This is a genomic window from Citrobacter sp. Ce104, from assembly GCF_030334595.1.
In the GTDB taxonomy this organism is placed as follows: domain Bacteria; phylum Pseudomonadota; class Gammaproteobacteria; order Enterobacterales; family Enterobacteriaceae; genus Citrobacter; species Citrobacter europaeus.
Genome location: NZ_JAOWDP010000064.1, coordinates 479,388 through 498,257, shown reverse-complemented (window position 1 = coordinate 498,257; position 18,870 = coordinate 479,388). Strand labels below are relative to the sequence as shown.

Genomic DNA, 18,870 nt, shown 5'->3' with positions numbered 1-18,870 from the left:
CGAAAATCATTTACGTACCGCCATTATCTTAATGCGTTTTATCATACGCGAAAATTGAAGACAGGTAAGTGTGATAAAGCTCTAACTTTAACCAATCCTCCAAAACAGCTATGGACAAATACGAAAATTAGGTTGCATAATTGAATAAAGAATCATTTGTGAATATATATTCATGGTGGTTACAGGTCAACTTATTATTACCAGCGTCAGTGTGGTCGCGGTAAGGAGGCAGAATGTTCCTGAGCATGATACAACGGCGTAAGCCTGAAGATGTGACGTATGGGAAATTCTGGTTTTTTTAGTCCCACGCGGAATAAATATTCCATATTGAAAATAAATTCAGAGGTGCTAAATGAATCCCTGGAACTATGATATCCAGACTCTTGAGCGCAAAGCGCGGGCGGTTCGCCGTCACATCGTTAGATTAAATGCTAACAGCCCTGCGGGTGGGCATACTGGTGCGGACTTGTCTCAAGTTGAGCTGTTGACGGCACTCTATTTTCGTATACTCAATGTCGCTCCGGAGCGTATCGCTGATGAGGCTCGGGATATCTACATCCAGTCTAAAGGTCACGCGGTAGGCTGTTACTACTGCGTTCTGGCGGAGGCGGGTTTTTTTCCCGTTGACTGGCTGGAAACCTATCAACATGCCAATTCCCATCTTCCCGGACACCCGGTGCGCCAGAAAACGCCGGGTATTGAACTGAATACCGGTGCTCTGGGCCACGGTTTACCTGTTGCGGTGGGACTGGCTCTGGCTGCGAAGAAAAGTAACAGTTCACGCCGCATCTTTTTAATCACAGGCGATGGCGAACTGGCCGAAGGAAGTAACTGGGAAGCGGCGCTGGCTGCTGCTCATTATGGCCTCGATAACCTGATCATTATTAATGACAAGAACAATCTTCAATTAGCCGGACCGACTCGCGAAATCATGAATACCGATCCGCTTGCCGCAAAATGGCAGGCATTTGGTATGACGGTGACTGAGTGTCAGGGGAATGATATGGCGTCGGTTGTCGCCACGCTGGAAGGACTTAAGCAGGATGGCAAACCTAACGTCATCATTGCCAATACCACGAAAGGCGCGGGTATATCGTTTATCCAGGGGCGCCCTGAATGGCACCATCGGGTGCCAAAAGGTGAAGAGATCGAACTGGCTCTGGAGGAGTTAAAAGATGAGTAATGCAGAACACCTCGCGAACGTCATGGTTCAGGCGTTCATTGATGCAGTGGAACAGGGTGTTGACCTGGTGCCGGTCGTAGCGGACTCGACATCAACCGCGAAAATTGCTCCTTTTATAAAGCAGTTTCCCGGTCGCCTGGTCAACGTAGGTATTGCCGAACAAAGCATGGTTGGAACGGCGGCAGGACTTGCACTTGGCGGTAAGGTCGCCGTCACCTGTAACGCTGCGCCATTTCTTATCTCCCGTGCCAATGAGCAAATTAAAGTCGATGTTTGCTACAACAATACCAATGTGAAGCTATTCGGTCTTAATGCCGGTGCCAGCTATGGTCCGCTGGCGAGCACTCACCATTCGATCGATGATATTGCCATTATGCGAGGCTTCGGCAATATCCAGATTTTCGCCCCATCTTCGCCACGAGAGTGCCGACAGATTATCGATTATGCGATTGGCTATCAGGGACCGGTATATATTCGTCTTGATGGAAAAGCACTGCCGGAACTTCATGACGAGAGTTACCGTTTTGTTCCGGGGGCGGTGTTGACGCTGCGTGAAGGGGAGCATGTGGCGCTGGTGGCAACGGGCTCGACAGTTCATGAAATTGTTGATGCCGCTGCGCTGTTGGCTGATGCCGGTATTCAGGCGAAGGTGGTCAGTGTACCTTCAATTCGACCATGTGATACCAAAGCCCTGTTGTCAGCACTACAGGGCAGCAAAGCGGTGATTACCGTAGAAGAGCACAACATTAATGGTGGGTTGGGAAGCCTGGTGGCAGAAGTGCTGGCTGAGGGCGGAGTCGGGGCGGTGTTAAAGCGTTTAGGCATTCCGGATGGAGAGTATGCAGCGGCAGCGGATCGTGGCTGGCTACGTCAGCATCATGGTTTTGACGCCGCAGCTATCGCTGCTCAGGCGCGAGAACTGCTGTGACGTTCACACTGTTGCCAGTGTGATTACATCATTACCCGAGAACCGCCATTGCACGCGATACGCCTGGCTGTGAGCACGTAGTATCATTTGGTTGTGTTGCAACTCAACGATTTGATACTGCGTAAATTCGGCGACTGATTGTTGTGACGCCTGGGTTGCTTTAAAGGCACTTTCTTTGGCGGAAAATGCCAGCGTGAGAGCCTGCTCCACAGACAGACCGCTATTAGCCAACCACGCTTTTTCTGTATTGGTGACAATACTACTTACCAGTTCGTTCGCCATTTGCTGCGTAAAAATAGTTTCTATATCCAGCCCGACGGGATGCGTTGATACCGCGGCCAGGGCGATTGTTCCGCTATGACTGATGCTGCCAAACAGATTTTGCGGCCACAACGGTTGGCGTTGCGCGCCGATGCCGGGTACGGTTTTGTGACTAAACTCACGCAGCGCGTGTACTGCGGCAATACGCCCAGCTAAGTGCTCAGCTTTACGCTTACGTCCACAGGACTGAAGCTGAGTGTGGTGGGGGAGCCAGAGCAGGTCGTGCTCATGGAAGCTGGCGGGATCGAACTCGACAATGTGCAGCGTGTGGTCTGCGAAAGTGAGCGGTGTGTGCGTGATGTGCATGATAGTTATAATTTCCCTCTCCCCGCAGCGAGGAGAGGGAAAACGTTATCAGAAGTGCGTGTTAACGCTCATGAACCACGTCCGGCCCGGTTCGTTATAGGTGTATGCGCCAGCGCCCGCCATATAGTTCCCGGTTACAATATCGCCCGTGGTCTGGGCATTACCTTCACGCCACAGACGTTTGTCGAAGACGTTATCCACGCCGCCAGTCAGGCTGACGTTTTTCGTCACATCCCAGGTCGCGCTCAGGCCGACGATGCTGTACGGGCTGACTTCATTCGCCGAACTACCGGTTACCGGTTTACCCTGGTAATCGTACTTCTTCGGCTGCTGTTTGCCGTACCAGGTGAAGGTGGACTGCAGCGACAAATCTTCGCGTGCCTGCCAGCTTAGAGTCGAGTTCAGCGTGTACTCAGGAATAATCGACAGGCGTTCGCCGGTCTCTTTATTCTTACTTTGCAGCATGTAAGTGATGTTGTTGGTCCAGTTAACGGTTTCGCTAACCGGCACGTTCAACGTACCTTCCAGGCCCTCAACCACCGCTTTAGGAATGTTTTCCCACTGGTAGATATCGGTGTAAGTCGTCTTCCCTTTGTTGGTGATAGACGTTCTGTCGAACGGTACCGTACCTGCTTCAATTTTGTTGCGATAATCGTTGCGGAACCAGGTTACCCCAGCCAGCCAGCCGTCGCGCTTGAACTCAAGACCAATCTCTTTGTTGATACTGGTTTCGGCCTTCAGATCGTCGTTGCCCATCATGTAGCAACCAATACCGGTCGCGGAACCGGTGGCGTAGCAACCCTGCCCCTTGCTGTACAGAATGTAGTTCGGGTTAAGTTGATACAGGCTTGGCGCTTTATAGGCGCGCGCGATGCCCATTTTCAGCGTAAAGTCGTCACCCAGACCCTGGGACAGGTTCAGGGACGGACTCCAGTTGTCGCCGACGATGCTGTGATGGTCGAAACGCAGACCTGGCGTCAGCATCGTGCTGTCGGTCAGCTCCATGTTATTTTCAGCAAACAGAGAGAAAATCTCTGCATCTGAGTACGGGCTACGGTTAGTGCTGCTGGCCCCTGGAATATCACCGCCCATAAAGGTCTGTGAATTAGATAACATGTCTTTCATGCGCTGCTGGTTCCATTCGGTACCAAGCGTCAGATTTTGGTTAACCAGCAGATCTAACGGAATGCTGACCTCACTGTGCAGCATGACGTCACTCAGGTCGGCGTCGAGATATTTTTGTGACGCATTCGGGTCGAAAATCCCTTCAGTACCACCTGCCAGGCCTTCCGGTGTACGGGAGTTACGCGTGTGTTCGTACTGCACCCAGTTGCTGGTGGTGACGCCGTTATCCCAGCCGCCGTTCCAGGTCAGAGAGTAGTTCTGGCGGTAAAGACGGTTGGTCTCTTTCCCGTAGTTATCTTTCACCAGTTGGTTGGTGTTGGTGTTTTGGGTGTCACCCGCATACAGGTTGCCCTGACGGCTATAGCCAGCTTCCAGTTCCAGTGACTGGAGCGGGGCGAAATCCCAGCGAACCACGCCGTTAATGTCTTTGTTGATTACCCCTTCACGACCGGCGGGTAAGGTGTTGGAGTAGGTGCCGGTACGTTCAGACTGATGGCCCTGGTTGATGTCCCACGCGTCGGCCTGAGTTTTATCGAGATTACCGTACAGACGGAAGCTGAAATCCCCGCCCAATGGGCCATTCAGGCTAAAGTTGGTCCGCTTGGTCGAACCTTCATCTTTGTGTTCCGGGGCGTTGAAATAGGTATCCCAGGAGCCGTGCCATTCATTGCTGCCTTTTTTGGTGATGATATTCACCACGCCGCCAGCCGCACCGTTGCCATAGCGTGCCGCGGCAGGACCGCGCAGCACTTCAATACGTTCGATCATTTCCGGTGGGACCCAGGCGGTATCGCCGCGGGTATCACGCTCGCCGCGCCAGCCCTGGCGTACGGAGTTACGGCTGGTAACCGGTTTACCGTCGATCAGAATCAGGGTGTTTTCTGGCCCCATGCCGCGGATATCGATCTGACGGTTGTTGCCGCGCTGTCCGCTGGTTGAGTTACCGGTCAGGTTAACGCCTGGCATGGTACGGATGATTTCCGACACATCGCGAGCGGGAGGATTCTTACGAATCTCATCAGCGGTAATGGTTGAAACGCCCGGCGCTTGCAGGTTCTGCTGGGCAGCGGTAACGACGATGGTGTCTTCATGAGAGACTGCGGCGCTATCGGTTTGATCTTCTGCCATTGCTGGCAGGGCTACCCCGTAAATCCCTAAATTGACCAATAAGGCCAGTGAATGAATCTTGTTGTTCATTGTATGTCCTGCTGTTCTTTTAGCCACGAGTTCCAATGTGCCGTGTTGCGGCATTTGGCCTGATGTCGCCCGCATCCGCGTAAACCCTCCATTCCAGAAAAAGTACGCAGTGCCAGGTCGGTTTATAAGTGGTGAAAAACTGTGCGCGCTTCCCACAGCGCGACAATACGCTATTGCAAATGCAAATAGTTATCAATAATATTATCAATATATTTCACGCTAGATCATAAAATTTCACGATAAACATGGGGTTATGGCGGTGACGACGTTAAAGATGGGAAGCGAGGCGTGGTGGCAGTCAAAAAAAGGCCCGGAGTGGGAGCGTGAAGACAACGGAAATTATCGGGTAACCTTCTGGTGGCGTGACCCGCAGGGAACGGAGAAAGAGTCAGCCATTCATCACGTTTGGGTTTATATCACCGGCGTCACCGACCACCATCAAAATGCTACCCCTCAGTCGATGCGACGCATTGATGGAACGAATATTTGGTGCTGGAGTGTTTCCCTCAGCGCCAACTGGCGTGGCAGTTACTGTTTTATCCCAACAGCGCGCAACGATATTTTTGCACCGCAGGCGCTGGGCGACACCCCTGACCGAACCGCGCTGCGTGAAGGCTGGCGGCAATTACTGCCGCAGGCTATTGCTGACCCCCTTAATTCGCAGAGCTGGCAGGGCGGTCGTGGCCACGCGGTGTCTGCGCTGGAAATGCCGGAGGCACCCGTACAGCCAGGATGGGATCGACCTGAAAACCCCGATTCACCCACAGTGTGTCTGCAATGGCGTAGCGCCAGGCTCGGCAATACGCGTCGCGTATGGGTGTTTACCACCGGTGATGCTCAACCCGAAACGCGTCCGTTGGCTATCCTGCTGGACGGACAGTTTTGGGCGCAGAGTATGCCGGTCTGGCCTGCGCTAACTTCACTTACGCATCGTGGGCACCTTCCTCCTGCCGTTTATCTCCTGATTGATGCCATCGACACGGCTCACCGTAGCCGCGAACTGCCGTGTAACGCGGATTTTTGGTTGGCGGTACAAGAGGAGCTGTTGCCGCTGGTGAAGACGACAACCGCGTTCAGTGATGACCCGCAGCGCACGGTGGTCGCCGGACAAAGTTTTGGCGGATTGTCATCGCTGTATGCCGGGCTAAACTGGCCCGCGCGCTTTGGCTGCGTACTCAGCCAGTCGGGCTCTTACTGGTGGCCGCATCGCGGTGGTTATCAGGATGGGACGATCGTTGAGCAACTGAAGAGCGGGAAGGTCAGTGCTCAGGGGCTGCGTATTGTCCTGGAAGCCGGGATCCGCGAGCCCATTATTTTTCGCGCTAATCAGGCGCTATATGCCCAGTTACCCTCTGCACCACAGTCTATTTTCTGGCGTCAGGTTGATGGCGGACACGATGCGCTTTGCTGGCGCGGCGGTTTGATGCAAGGGCTTATAACGCTCTGGCAACCGCTTACCGACACGATTTAACCGGACGACGTTCCACGACAGGAGTTGAGTATGGAATTCAGTAACCCCTTCGATAATCCGCAGGGCCAGTTTTACATTCTGCAAAATCCCCAACGTCAGTTTAGCCTTTGGCCGCGACAATGCTCACTTCCTGCTGGTTGGACGGTCGCGTGCGAACCCCAATCCCAGGAAGCCTGCCAGCAATGGCTGGATGCAAACTGGACCACGCTGACGCCAGCAAATTACGTCGATGTGCAGGAGGCTCCATGACTCAGCGTTTACCATTAGTCGCGGCTCAGCCGGGGATCTGGATGGCGGAAAAACTCTCCACATTGCCCTCGGCATGGAGCGTGGCGCACTACGTAGAATTAACCGGCGAACTGGACGCGCCGTTACTGGCAAAAGCGGTTGTGGCGGGTCTGGAGCAGGCAGATACCCTACGGATGCGGTTTAGCGAAGATAACGGCGAGGTCTGGCAATGGGTAGACCCCGCGCTCGCCTTTGCGCAACCCGACGTTATTGACCTGCGTGAAAAATCCAATCCCCATGAGGCGGCACGAGCGTTGATGCAGGCAGACCTGCAGCAGGACATACGTGCTGATAGCGGCAAACCGCTGGTTTTTCACCTGCTCATTCAGGTGGGAGACAAGCGTTGGTATTGGTATCAGCGTTATCATCATCTGCTGGTTGATGGCTTCAGTTTTCCGGCCATTACCCGCCAGATAGCCGCGATTTACCGCGCATGGCTGCATGGCGAGTCCACGCCAGAATCACCTTTTACGCCATTTGCTGAGGTGGTGGAAGAGTATCAACAGTATCGTCAGAGTGATGCCTGGCAACGCGACGGCGCCTTCTGGAGCGAGCAACGAAAGCAACTCCCACCTCCGGCATCGCTATCTGATAAACCACTGCCGGGGCGGTCAGCCAGCGCGGATATCATTCGTCTGAAGTTAACCGCGCCTGAAGGGGAGTTTCGCCGGCTTGCGGCACGTATGCCTGACGTTCAGCGTGCGGATCTGGCCCTCGCGCTGGTGGCGTTGTGGCTGGGACGTTTGTGCAGCCGAATGGATTATGCAGCCGGGTTTATCTTTATGCGGCGCATGGGATCGGCGGCGCTGACGTCCAGCGGACCCGTTTTAAACGTTTTGCCATTTGGTGTGCAACTGGATGCGGCAGAAAGCTTGCCTGCGCTTGCACAACGACTGGCCGGACAGTTAAAGAAAATGCGCCGACATCAGCGTTATGATGCCGAGCAAATTGTTCGCGACAGCGGGCGCGCAGCCGGTGCTGAACCTCTGTTTGGCCCGGTGCTGAACGTGAAAATATTCGACTATCAGCTCAATATTCCCGGCGTGCAGGCGCGAACTCATACGCTGGCGACGGGGCCGGTGAACGATCTTGAGCTGGCGCTGTTCCCGGATGAAAACGGCGGTCTGAGTATTGAAATCCTGGCCAATAAACAACGTTATGAAGCCGAGACGCTGGCGCAGCATGCATCACGTTTAATCGGGCTTATCGAGCAGTTTGCCGACAATCCGGCGCTATGCTGCGGCGACGCCGGGATGCTGTTGCCAACAGAACATGAGCGGCTGGCGAAGATTAACGACACCACCGTGGAGATCCCGTCCACTACGCTGAGCGCGTTGGTGGCGCAGCAGGCTGATAAAACGCCGGATGCCCCGGCGCTGGCCGATGCCCGTTATCAGTTTAGCTATCGCGAAATGCGCCAGCAGGTCGTGGCGCTGGCGCAGCTTCTGCGCGAGCGTGGCGTCCGCCCTGGCGACAGCGTAGCCGTGGCATTACCGCGTTCCGTGTTCCTGACGCTGGCATTGCACGGTATTGTTGAGGCAGGAGCCGCCTGGCTGCCATTGGATACCGGATACCCGGACGATCGCCTGCGGATGATGCTCGAAGACGCAAAACCGAAATTGCTGATCGCGACCGAAGAGCAACTGGCGCGCTTTAGCGATATTCCGGCGCTGGAAAGTCTGTGCTACAACGCGCCACTGCCAGCAGAAGATGCAGCTCCGCTGGCGCTATCTCAACCCAATCATACGGCCTATATCATTTTTACTTCCGGTTCTACCGGCAGACCAAAAGGGGTAATGGTTGGGCAAACCGCCATCGTTAACCGTTTGCTGTGGATGCAAAATCACTACCCGCTGGCCGCAGATGATGTGGTGGCGCAAAAAACGCCGTGCAGTTTTGACGTCTCGGTATGGGAGTTTTTCTGGCCGTTTATTGCCGGGGCTAAACTGGTAATGGCGGAACCTGAGGCGCACCGCGATCCGCTGGCGATGCAGCAATTCTTTGCCCAATACGGGGTGACGACCACGCACTTCGTTCCTTCGATGCTGGCCGCTTTTGTCGCTTCACTGACGCCGGAAACCGCGCGGGAGAGTTGCGCCTCGCTGAAACGGGTATTCTGCAGCGGTGAAGCCTTGCCTGCAGATTTATGTCGCGAGTGGGAGCAGTTGACTCGTGCGCCACTGCACAATTTATACGGGCCAACGGAAGCGGCGGTCGATGTGAGCTGGTATCCGGCCTGTGGGGATGAACTTGCCGCCGTAACCGGCAACAGCGTGCCGATTGGTTATCCGGTATGGAATACAGGTTTACGCATCCTGGATGCCATGATGCGCCCGGTGCCTTTCGGCGTGGCGGGTGACCTGTATCTGACGGGGATCCAACTGGCGCAAGGATACCTGGGGCGAGCGGATCTGACCGCAAGCCGCTTTATCGCCGATCCGTTTAACGCCGGCGAACGCATGTACCGTACCGGGGATGTGGCGCGCTGGCTGGAAAATGGCGCGGTGGAATACCTTGGGCGCAGCGATGACCAGCTTAAAATTCGCGGACAACGCATTGAGCTTGGTGAGATTGATCGGGTGATGCAGCAGTTGCCTGATGTCGAGCATGCCGTTGCCCATGCCTGCGTATTCAACCAGGCGGCGGCGACAGGCGGCGATGCGCGTCAACTGGTGGGGTATCTGGTGTCGCAATCGGGGTTACCGCTGGATACGTCCGCATTGCGGGACAGTCTGCGTGAAAAACTGCCTGCGCATATGGTGCCAACGGTATTGTTGCAACTGGCGGAGCTACCGCTTAGCGCGAACGGTAAACTGGATCGTAAAGCGCTGCCGATGCCGCAGTTGACGTCGCGTACTTCCGGGCGCGCGCCGCGTACAGGGACTGAAACTACCATCGCACAGTCTTTTGCGGCTTTGCTGAGTTGCGAGGTGAATGACGTGGAGGCGGACTTCTTTGCGCTTGGTGGTCATTCGTTGCTGGCGATGAAGCTGGCAGCGCAGTTGAGCCGGGCTTTTGAGCGTCAGGTGACGCCTGGGCAGATAATGGTGGCTTCTACCGTTGAACAACTGAGCGCACTGCTGGAGAGCAATGATGATGAGCAGTCGCAGCGTCTGGGATTTGAGACGCTACTGCCGCTGCGCCAAAGTCACGGGCCAACGCTGTTTTGCTTCCATCCGGCGTCGGGTTTTGCCTGGCAGTTTAGCGTGCTGTCGCGCTACCTCAGCCCGCAATGGTCGATTACCGGCATTCAGTCTCCACGGCCGGATGGCCCTATGCAAACGGCGGAGAACCTTGATGCGGTATGTGAACATCATTTGGCAACGCTGCTCAGCCAGCAGCCTCATGGTCCCTACTATTTATTAGGTTACTCGCTGGGAGGCACGCTGGCGCAGGGGATTGCCGCGCGCTTACATGCCAGAGGAGAGACAGTTGCATTCCTGGGACTGCTCGATACCTGGCCGCCGGAAACGCAAAACTGGCAGGATAAAGAGGCCAATGGGTTAGATCCAGCGGTACTGGCGGAGATCGCGCGCGAGCGTGAAGCGTTTCTGGCTGCGCAGCAGGGTAATGCGTCAGAGACCTTATTTAACGCAATCGAAGGTAACTACGCCGATGCGGTTCGCCTGCTCACCACGGCACACAGCGTGCCGTTTGCTGGTCACGCCACGCTGTTCGTCGCTGAGCGTACCTTAGTGCCGGGAGTCAGTCCGGAGCGCAGTTGGTCGCCGTGGATATCCAGTCTGGATGTCTATCGTCAGGACTGCGCGCACGTTGATATCATAACCCCTGAGGCGTTTGAGAAGATTGGGCCAGTCATGTGTGACCTGCTCAAAGACATTCAGTAAATGGTCTCGCCACCTCTGCGGAGGTGGCGGTGTTTACCTGTTCGCCGTACGTCCTAATGGCACCACTAACGGCGTTCCGGCAACCGGATCGTCGATAATCATACAGCGCAGACCGTAGATTTTTTCAATAAGCTGCGCGGTGACTATCTCCTTTGGCGCACCCTCGGCAATAATTTTTCCGTCACGCAGCGCAATCAGATGCGTCGCATAGCGACAGGCCTGATTGAGGTCGTGCAGAACGGCGGCCAGCGTATAACCTTTCTCCCGATTGAGCTCACTCAGCAGCTCCAGCAGATCGATCTGATGGCTGATATCCAGCCAGGTGGTGGGTTCATCAAGCAGCATAATCGACGTTTCCTGCGCCAGCACCATCGCAATCCATGCGCGCTGGCGTTGTCCACCGGAAAGGGTATCCACACTTTGTGATGCAAGATGTGTGATACCCGTCGCCTGCATTGCGTTAGATACCGCGATTTCATCTTCATTGCGCCAGCGGGTAAACAATGGCTGGTGCGGGTAGCGCCCGCGGGCAACCAGTTCCTGTACCGTAATATCACCCGGCGTGGTGGCGTTTTGCGCCAGCAAACCTATTCTGCGGGCAACCTCTTTGCTGGCATAGTGCTGAATATGCTCGCCGTCGAGCCAGACCTTGCCATGCGCGGGCGTCATCAAACGACTCAGCGTGCGCAGTAGCGTTGATTTCCCGCAGCCGTTTGGCCCGATGATTGCGGTGAAGTGACCGTCGGGAATCGACACATTGAGGTTTTCCGCCACGGTAAACTTGCCATAACCCAGCGTTAACTGGTCGCCACGCAAACGGGCTACTGATTCGATCATTTTTTGCGGGACTCCTGAATTAACAAGACGATAAGATAAATACCGCCGAGGCTTACGGTGACAACGCCCACCGGAAGCTGATAAGGCATAAAGAGCTGTTGGGCGCATAAATCCGCCATCAGCAGCAGCAACGCGCCGCACAACGCCGACAGGGTTAATCCCCAGCGCGATGTGCCGCTAATCCGCCGCGCGATATGCGGGGCGACAAGGGCAATAAACGAGATTGGACCTGCCAGCGCGGTGGCGGAAGCGGTCAGTACAACCGCTACCAGCATCATCATCAGACGTGAGCGTTCTACACTGACGCCAAGCGCGCAGGCGCTGTCATCACCCATTTCCAGCAAACGCATCCGGCGTACCAGCAGCGTGGCGCACACCAGCATGATGATAATCAGTGGGGCAGAAGGCCAGGTCTTGGCCCAGGTCAGGCCATTGAGCGAACCGGCGTTCCACAGCCCGGCCGTCAGCGCGGTTTCTAATGATGCTTTCAGCAATAGCCAGGTGTTGAACGCGACCAGCATAGCGCGTATGCCGATACCAATAATAATCAGCCGGAAGGTGTCGATACCATTGCGCCAGGCGAGCGCCCAGACTACCAGAGAGGTCAGGACCCCACCCAGCATGGCTGCCAGCGCGATAGCGGTAAGATGCTGTCCGAACAGTACCATTGCCACCAGCACACCGCTCCAGGCCCCGGTATTGAAACCCATCACATCCGGGCTACCCAGCGGGTTGCGCATCAGCGACTGAAATATTGCGCCGCTCACGCCGAGCGCCGCGCCAATCAATAGCGCCATGAGCACGCGTGGCAAACGCCATTCGGTCACCACCAGTGTAATGCTACGCGGCGCATCGCCGAGCAGGGCAGCAATAATTTGCTGGGTTTCCAGCGTAACGACGCCGCTACGCAGGCTCCACAAGCCAACGGCGAGACATCCTACAACCAGCAGCAGGCTGCTGATTATCAGGCGGCGAGGGAGATGCATCATGCGCCACCTCCACGCGGTTTCCGCCGTACCAGAAAGATAAGCACCGGCGCGCCGATGAAGGCGCTGACTACCGAAACGCGCAGCTCACCGGGGACAATCAGGCGACCGATGATATCGGCAATCAGTAACAGAGAAGGGGTTGCCAGCAGGGTTACGGGCAGTGACCAGCGGTGATCCGCCCCCACCAACCAGCGCGCCATATGCGGCATCATCAGGCCAATAAAAGCGATAGGGCCGACAATCGCGGTTGCACTGCCGCACAATACGGTAATCACCAGCAGGCCAATAAACTGCGTGCGAGCGACTTTACTGCCAAGCGCGGTAGCGGTGTCGCTGCCAAGGCTCAGACTATTCAGTGCCCGGCTGAGGAATAACGCGACAGCCGCAGCAATCAGTACCGGTACCAGAACAACCTTTAGCGTTTGCAGGCTACGGATATCCAGTGAACCGGCCTGCCAGAAACGCAACTGGTCGTAGACGTCCGGATTGAGCAGGGCGATGCCGGTAGATAATCCTTCCAGCACCGCGCCCAGCGCTACGCCCGCCAGCGTCAGACGTACCGGGCTTAACTGTCCGCCGCCCTGGCTACCGGTAAATGCAACGATCAGTGATGCGGCCAGCGCCCCGCAAAAGGCCATCAGCAGTTGCTCTTGCGCAGAGGAAAAGCCGAACAGCGCGGCTCCCAGCACAATAGCGAAGCTGGCGCCAGAGTTGACGCCCAGAATACCGGGATCGGCGAGAGGGTTACGCGTGAGCGTTTGCATTAATGCGCCAGCCAGGCCAAGCGCGCCACCCGCGAGCAGCCCCGCCAGCGTACGCGGCAGGCGCGCGTCCAGCACGATGGTGCAATCAGCGCTTTGACAACTGCCGGTGAGCGCATCCAGCACCACGGAGGCAGGTAGCGACTTGGCGCCAATAACCAGACTTAATACCGTGGTGAGAACAAGTAATAACAATAGTCCGGGCACGGCGAAGGCGCGTGTCGCGGAAACAGAGCATGACATATCAACTTCCCTGATAATGATAGTAATTATCGTTATCGATCTTATTTGGATATGTTAGCATGTGCAGCCATCGAATGGATATTGAAAAAGTACCTGGTAAGGCTCTGTAATGAATCGACAATCCTGGCTGCTCAATCTCAGCCTGTTAAAGACCCACCCTGCATTTCGCGCCGTCTTCCTCGCCCGTTTTATTTCCATTGTCTCTCTGGGGCTACTCGGCGTGGCGGTTCCGGTACAGATCCAGATGATGACTCAGTCGACCTGGCAGGTAGGTTTATCGGTGACGCTGACCGGCAGCGCAATGTTTATTGGCCTGATGGTGGGCGGGGTGCTGGCCGATCGCTATGAGCGTAAAAAAGTGATCCTGCTGGCGCGTGGAACCTGCGGCGTCGGCTTTATTGGTCTATGTCTGAATGCGCTGCTGCCCGAACCATCGTTACTGGCCATTTATCTGCTTGGCTTATGGGACGGTTTCTTTGCCTCGTTGGGCGTAACCGCTTTGCTGGCGGCAACGCCGGCGCTGGTCGGGCGCGAGAATTTGATGCAGGCCGGGGCAATTACCATGCTGACGGTACGCCTGGGTTCGGTAATTTCGCCGATGCTTGGCGGGGTGCTGCTCGCGACCGGCGGCGTGGCCTGGAACTACGGGCTGGCGGCGGCGGGTACTTTCATTACCTTGCTGCCGTTGTTGAGTCTTCCCGCGTTGCCGCCTCCGCCACAGCCGCGTGAGCATCCGCTGAAATCGCTGCTGGCAGCATTTCGCTTTCTGCTTGCCAGCCCGTTAATTGGCGGCATTGCGCTGCTCGGCGGTCTGCTGACTATGGCGAGCGCCGTGCGCGTGCTGTATCCGGCGTTGGCAATTAACTGGCACATGTCGAGCGCGCAAATTGGTCTGCTGTATGCCGCCATTCCTCTTGGCGCGGCAGTGGGGGCATTGACCAGCGGACAGTTGGCGCACAGCGTTCGTCCGGGACTGATCATGCTGGCATCAACCGTAGCGTCGTTCCTGGCAATTGGTCTGTTTGGCCTGATGCCGGTCTGGCAGCTTGGGGTTGTCTGCCTGGCGCTGTTCGGCTGGTTGAGTGCGGTCAGCTCTTTGTTGCAATACACCCTGTTACAGACGCAGACGCCGGAAGCAATGCTTGGGCGAATTAACGGTTTGTGGACGGCGCAGAACGTTACCGGCGATGCGATTGGCGCGGCGCTGTTAGGTGGTCTGGGCGCGATAATGACGCCGGTCGCTTCGGCAAGCGTGAGTGGCTTTGGGCTGGTGATTATCGGTCTGCTACTGCTGCTGCTGTTGGGTGAAGTGCGCCGATTCCGACAAATGCCCGTGAATGCCAGCTAACGTTATGCCCAGGGGAGGCCGGATAAGGCATTAGCCGTATCCGGCGCGGGCGATTAAAACAGAGCCGACAGACGCTGCAGCAGCAACGTCGCGCTGTAGTAGTCGAGACGGAAGGTTTCCGTACCCAGAGCATAAACACGTTTATTCTGCACGGCTGGCAGATGCGCCAGAAGCGGATTGGCATAAATGGCATCGGCATCTTTGCTGTCGCCAGCAAACAGGAACAGCGCTTTGCCGTTCAGGCCAGCCGCCAGGTTCTCACCGCCAAGCTGGATGATATCGTGGCGTTTGCCCTGACTCTGGCTGGTGTGCAAACCGGCAGGCAGCGGGGCCAGCGTGAAACCTAATTGCTCCATCAGTTTGCCCTGCGCCGACTCAGGGGTCCACAGGTTGGCGCTGTGCGCCGCGGCGGTATACACCAGCGCGCTGACCGGTTGTGGCGGCAGGGTGATACGTTGCTTAACCGCCTGCAGTTGCTTATCAAACTCGGCAATACGGGATGCCGCCTGTTGTTCCTGACCGGTAATTTCACCTAACTGGGTCAGCAACGACTGCCAGCTTTTATCGTCGTAATTAATGATGAGCGTTGGCGCAATGGTGGACAGCTGATCGTAAAGCGCGAGGGCTGAATCGCCCCCAGTGGCGCTTATCAGAATCAGATCCGGCATTTGTGCCGCTACGGCCTCAGCGCTCGGTTCCCCGATGTACAAACGGCTCAGTTTGCGCGCCTTTGCCACTTCGCTCCACTGGCGTAAAAAGCCCTGTGCATCGCCGATGCGGTTGTTCGGCGTAGTGGCACCGCTGGCGATGACCGGGGCATCAATCGCCAGCAGCGAGCCGGTGAGGGTGACGCTGGTGGAGACAATTCGCTGTGGCTTATGCTCCAGCGTATGCGTGCCGCGACTGTCGGTAACCTGACGCGGCCAGTCGGCGGCGTGACCTGAAGAAATTCCTGAAATAGATAAACCAGCCAGTAAGAGCACGGTACGACAAAAAGAGGGGAGACTCACGAATCAGCATCCTGTTATCAGTATAAGTAATGCTTCTCATTTTCATTGTTAGCGGGCAAGGATGCAAGCCAAAGTCGCACATTGTGCTACCACAAGAGTTGACATACCGGCGCTTTGCTTTTAGGTTAGCGACCGAAAATATAAATGATAATCATTATTAGAGCTTTTATCATTTTTGGAGGATGATATGGATACGTCACTGGCCGAGGAAAAAACGCAGACTATGCCGACGCTCGCTCCCGACAGTTTTTTCTTTATGTCGCCGTATCGTAGTTTTACGACGTCAGGATGCTTCGCCCGCTACGCGGAACCGGCAATTGATGGCGATTCGCCAGACAGCCCATTCCAACAAAAAATGCATGCACTGTTTGCGGATGCCAAATCGCAGGGCATCGCGAACCCCATCATGGTAGGGGCGATTCCTTTTGATACCCGCCAGCCGTCATCGCTGTTTATTCCCCGCTCGTGGCAGACGTTCTCCCGAACGGCGAAGCAGCAGTCATCACGTTACTTTAACGCGCATCAGTCGCTGAACGTTGTTGAACGTCAATCGATCCCGGAACAGGATTTCTTTGAAGATATGGTCAGCCGGGCGGCTGCGCTGACGGCAACCCCGGAAGTCGACAAAGTGGTGTTGTCACGCCTGATCGATATCACCACCGATGCCAACATTGACAGTGGCGCGCTGCTGGAGCGCCTGGTGGCGCAAAATCCGGCCAGCTACAACTTCCATGTGCCTCTGGAAGACGGCGGCGTATTGATTGGCGCCAGCCCGGAACTGCTGTTGCGCAAAGAAGGCGATCGTTTTAGCTCATTGCCGCTGGCAGGCTCGGCACGTCGTCAGCCAGATGATGTGCTGGATCGAGAGGCGGGGATCCGCCTGCTGGCCTCCGAGAAGGATCGCCATGAGCACGAACTGGTGACGCAGGCGATGAAAACCGTCCTGCGCGATCGCAGCCGTGAACTGCAATTGCCTTCTTCACCGCAACTGGTTACCACGCCAACGCTCTGGCACCTTGGCACACCGTTTGAAGGTAAAGCCAACGCGCAGGAAAACGCCCTGACGCTGGCGTGTCTGCTGCATCCGACGCCTGCGCTGAGCGGTTTCCCACATCAGGTTGCACGCAACATTATCGCCGAGCTGGAGCCGTTCGATCGCGAACTGTTCGGCGGCATTGTTGGCTGGTGCGATGCCGAAGGTAACGGTGAATGGGTGGTGACGATCCGCTGCGCGAAGCTGCTGCGTAATCAGGTTCGTTTCTTTGCTGGCGCCGGGATTGTTCCGGCCTCTTCCCCGGTTGCGGAATGGCGTGAAACGGGGGCTAAGCTCTCCACGATGTTGAATGTTTTTGGACTGCATTAAGAGCCTTATTGACCAGGCTTCTGAGGAGCGATAATGAGTATTCCTTTCACCCGCTGGCCGGAGGAGTTTGCCCGCCGCTATCGTGAAAAAGGTTACTGGCAGGATTTGCCGCTGACCGACATTCTGACCCGTCACGCAGAAAGCGATCATACGGCGGTAATTGATGGTGAACGCCATCTGAGCTATCGCCAGCTAAATCAGGCCGCTGACAATCTCGCCTGCAGCCTGCGCCGTCAGGGACTCAAACCCGGTGAAACCGCGCTGGTACAACTGGGCAATGTGGCTGAGCTGTATATCACCTTCTTTGCGCTGCTCAAGCTGGGCGTAGCCCCGGTGCTGGCGTTATTCAGCCATCAGCGTAACGAACTAAACGCCTATGCCAAACAGATTGAACCGGCGCTGTTGATTGCCGATCGCCAGCATGCGCTGTTTAGCGGGGACGATTTTCTTAACGCGTTTGTGGCTGAACACAATTCAGTGCGCGTGGTGCAACTGCGTAATGATGAAGGTGAACACAATCTACAAACGGCGATAAGCCAACCTGCGACTGATTTTACCGCCACGCCGTCGCCCGCTGATGAGGTGGCGTACTTCCAGCTTTCCGGCGGGACGACCGGGACGCCAAAGCTAATACCTCGTACCCATAACGATTACTACTACAGTGTGCGTCGCAGCAATGAGATTTGCCGCTTCACCGGGGAAACGCGTTATCTGTGCGCGATCCCGGCGGCGCATAACTACGCCATGAGTTCGCCTGGCGCGCTGGGCGTATTCCTGGCCGGCGGCACCGTGGTGCTGGCGGATGACCCGAGCGCAACCCTCTGTTTCCCGCTAATAGAACGGCATCAGGTTAACGTCACGGCGCTGGTACCGCCTGCGGTGAGCCTGTGGTTGCAGGCCATTGCTGAATGGGGCAGCAATGCGCAATTGGCTTCGCTGACGCTGTTGCAGGTTGGTGGGGCACGTCTTTCCGCCACGCTTGCGGCGCGTATTCCTGCAGAGATTGGCTGCCAGCTGCAGCAGGTCTTCGGCATGGCGGAAGGGCTGGTGAACTACACCCGTCTGGATGATAGCCCGGAGCGCATCATCAATACCCAGGGTCGCCCAATGTGTCCCGATGATGAAGTCTGGGTGGCGGACGCTGATGGCAATCCATTAGCCCAGGGTGAAACCGGACGCCTGATGACGCGTGGCCCTTACACCTTCCGCGGCTACTTCAAAAGTCCAGAGCACAATGCCAGCGCCTTTGACGCCAACGGTTTTTATTGTTCCGGCGATCTGATCGCTATCGATCCGGATGGTTATATCACTGTTCAGGGACGCGAGAAGGATCAGATCAACCGTGGTGGGGAGAAGATCGCTGCTGAAGAGATTGAAAACCTGCTGCTGCGCCATCCATCAGTGATCCATGCCGCGTTGGTCAGTATGGATGACGAACTGATGGGCGAGAAAAGCTGTGCCTGGCTGGTGGTAAAAGAGCCGCTGCGCGCGGTGCAGGTGCGTCGTTTTCTACGTGAACAGGGCGTGGCGGAATTCAAATTACCTGACCGCGTTGAATGCGTTGAGTCATTACCGCTGACCCCGGTTGGGAAAGTGGATAAAAAACAATTACGTCAGTGGCTGGCAGCACGTTCACTGGCCTGAAGGAGAAA

The 18,870-nt window shown here is 56.0% G+C and carries 14 protein-coding genes; 8 read left to right on the top strand and 6 right to left on the bottom strand.

Annotated elements, in window-relative coordinates:
• The first annotated feature begins 352 nt into the window (after positions 1–352).
• Entirely contained in the window at positions 353–1,183 is an 831-nt protein-coding gene (locus tag OGW16_RS13035; RefSeq protein ID WP_003831177.1) for a transketolase, read from the top strand.
• Positions 1,176–2,111 carry a transketolase family protein gene (locus OGW16_RS13030; protein WP_008784049.1) on the top strand — a complete coding sequence of 312 codons (936 nt, stop codon included), beginning with the start codon at positions 1,176–1,178 and terminating at the stop codon, positions 2,109–2,111. Before OGW16_RS13035 ends, OGW16_RS13030 begins: the two co-directional genes overlap by 8 nt.
• A 3-nt stretch (positions 2,112–2,114) precedes the next feature.
• Here the strand turns inward: OGW16_RS13030 and entD are convergent, their stop codons facing one another.
• Complete coding sequence (gene entD, locus OGW16_RS13025) at positions 2,115–2,738, bottom strand: enterobactin synthase subunit EntD (protein ID WP_087051588.1); 624 nt, start codon at positions 2,736–2,738, stop codon at positions 2,115–2,117.
• A 48-nt stretch (positions 2,739–2,786) separates the two neighbouring features.
• The gene (locus OGW16_RS13020; RefSeq protein WP_080625578.1) at positions 2,787–5,060 is read right to left on the bottom strand and encodes a TonB-dependent siderophore receptor; all 2,274 of its coding nucleotides are present in this window, start codon (positions 5,058–5,060) and stop codon (positions 2,787–2,789) included.
• A 253-nt stretch (positions 5,061–5,313) separates the two neighbouring features.
• Between OGW16_RS13020 and fes the strand changes: the two genes are divergently transcribed.
• Genes fes through entF form a run of 3 tightly spaced genes read left to right on the top strand, consistent with a single transcriptional unit; the run spans position 5,314 to position 10,667 of the window.
• Positions 5,314–6,531 (top strand): enterochelin esterase, encoded by a 1,218-nt coding sequence (fes, locus tag OGW16_RS13015; protein ID WP_087051587.1) that lies wholly within the window; start codon positions 5,314–5,316, stop codon positions 6,529–6,531.
• Positions 6,532–6,561: 30 nt separating this feature from the next.
• Complete coding sequence (locus tag OGW16_RS13010) at positions 6,562–6,780, top strand: MbtH family protein (protein ID WP_047412796.1); 219 nt, start codon at positions 6,562–6,564, stop codon at positions 6,778–6,780.
• On the top strand, positions 6,777–10,667 hold the full coding sequence (entF, locus tag OGW16_RS13005; protein WP_193144635.1) for an enterobactin non-ribosomal peptide synthetase EntF: 3,891 nt from the start codon (positions 6,777–6,779) through the stop codon (positions 10,665–10,667). The genes OGW16_RS13010 and entF overlap by 4 nt, the downstream gene beginning before the upstream one ends.
• Before the next feature lie 33 nt (positions 10,668–10,700).
• On the opposite strand, the gene fepC is transcribed toward entF, so the two are convergent.
• Genes fepC through fepD form a run of 3 tightly spaced genes read right to left on the bottom strand, consistent with a single transcriptional unit; the run spans position 10,701 to position 13,497 of the window.
• The gene (gene fepC / locus OGW16_RS13000; RefSeq protein WP_075145017.1) at positions 10,701–11,504 is read right to left on the bottom strand and encodes an iron-enterobactin ABC transporter ATP-binding protein; all 804 of its coding nucleotides are present in this window, start codon (positions 11,502–11,504) and stop codon (positions 10,701–10,703) included.
• The gene (gene fepG, locus OGW16_RS12995; RefSeq protein WP_043015533.1) at positions 11,501–12,493 is read right to left on the bottom strand and encodes an iron-enterobactin ABC transporter permease; all 993 of its coding nucleotides are present in this window, start codon (positions 12,491–12,493) and stop codon (positions 11,501–11,503) included. The genes fepC and fepG overlap by 4 nt, the downstream gene beginning before the upstream one ends.
• Positions 12,490–13,497, bottom strand: a complete 1,008-nt coding sequence (gene fepD, locus OGW16_RS12990; RefSeq protein ID WP_043015534.1) for a Fe(3+)-siderophore ABC transporter permease — start codon at positions 13,495–13,497, stop codon at positions 12,490–12,492. The genes fepG and fepD overlap by 4 nt, the downstream gene beginning before the upstream one ends.
• A 109-nt stretch (positions 13,498–13,606) precedes the next feature.
• Between fepD and entS the strand changes: the two genes are divergently transcribed.
• Positions 13,607–14,845 carry an enterobactin transporter EntS gene (gene entS / locus OGW16_RS12985; protein WP_043015535.1) on the top strand — a complete coding sequence of 413 codons (1,239 nt, stop codon included), beginning with the start codon at positions 13,607–13,609 and terminating at the stop codon, positions 14,843–14,845.
• A gap of 53 nt (positions 14,846–14,898) precedes the next feature.
• Here entS and fepB read toward each other — a convergent pair whose 3' ends face one another.
• Entirely contained in the window at positions 14,899–15,855 is a 957-nt protein-coding gene (fepB, locus tag OGW16_RS12980; RefSeq protein WP_047412778.1) for a Fe2+-enterobactin ABC transporter substrate-binding protein, read from the bottom strand.
• 187 nt (positions 15,856–16,042) lie between these two features.
• On the opposite strand from fepB, the gene entC reads away from it, so the two are divergent.
• Entirely contained in the window at positions 16,043–17,218 is a 1,176-nt protein-coding gene (entC, locus tag OGW16_RS12975) for an isochorismate synthase EntC (protein WP_199994186.1), read from the top strand.
• A gap of 33 nt (positions 17,219–17,251) precedes the next feature.
• Positions 17,252–18,862 (top strand): (2,3-dihydroxybenzoyl)adenylate synthase EntE, encoded by a 1,611-nt coding sequence (gene entE, locus OGW16_RS12970; protein WP_100194083.1) that lies wholly within the window; start codon positions 17,252–17,254, stop codon positions 18,860–18,862.
• Positions 18,863–18,870: the final 8 nt, after the last annotated feature.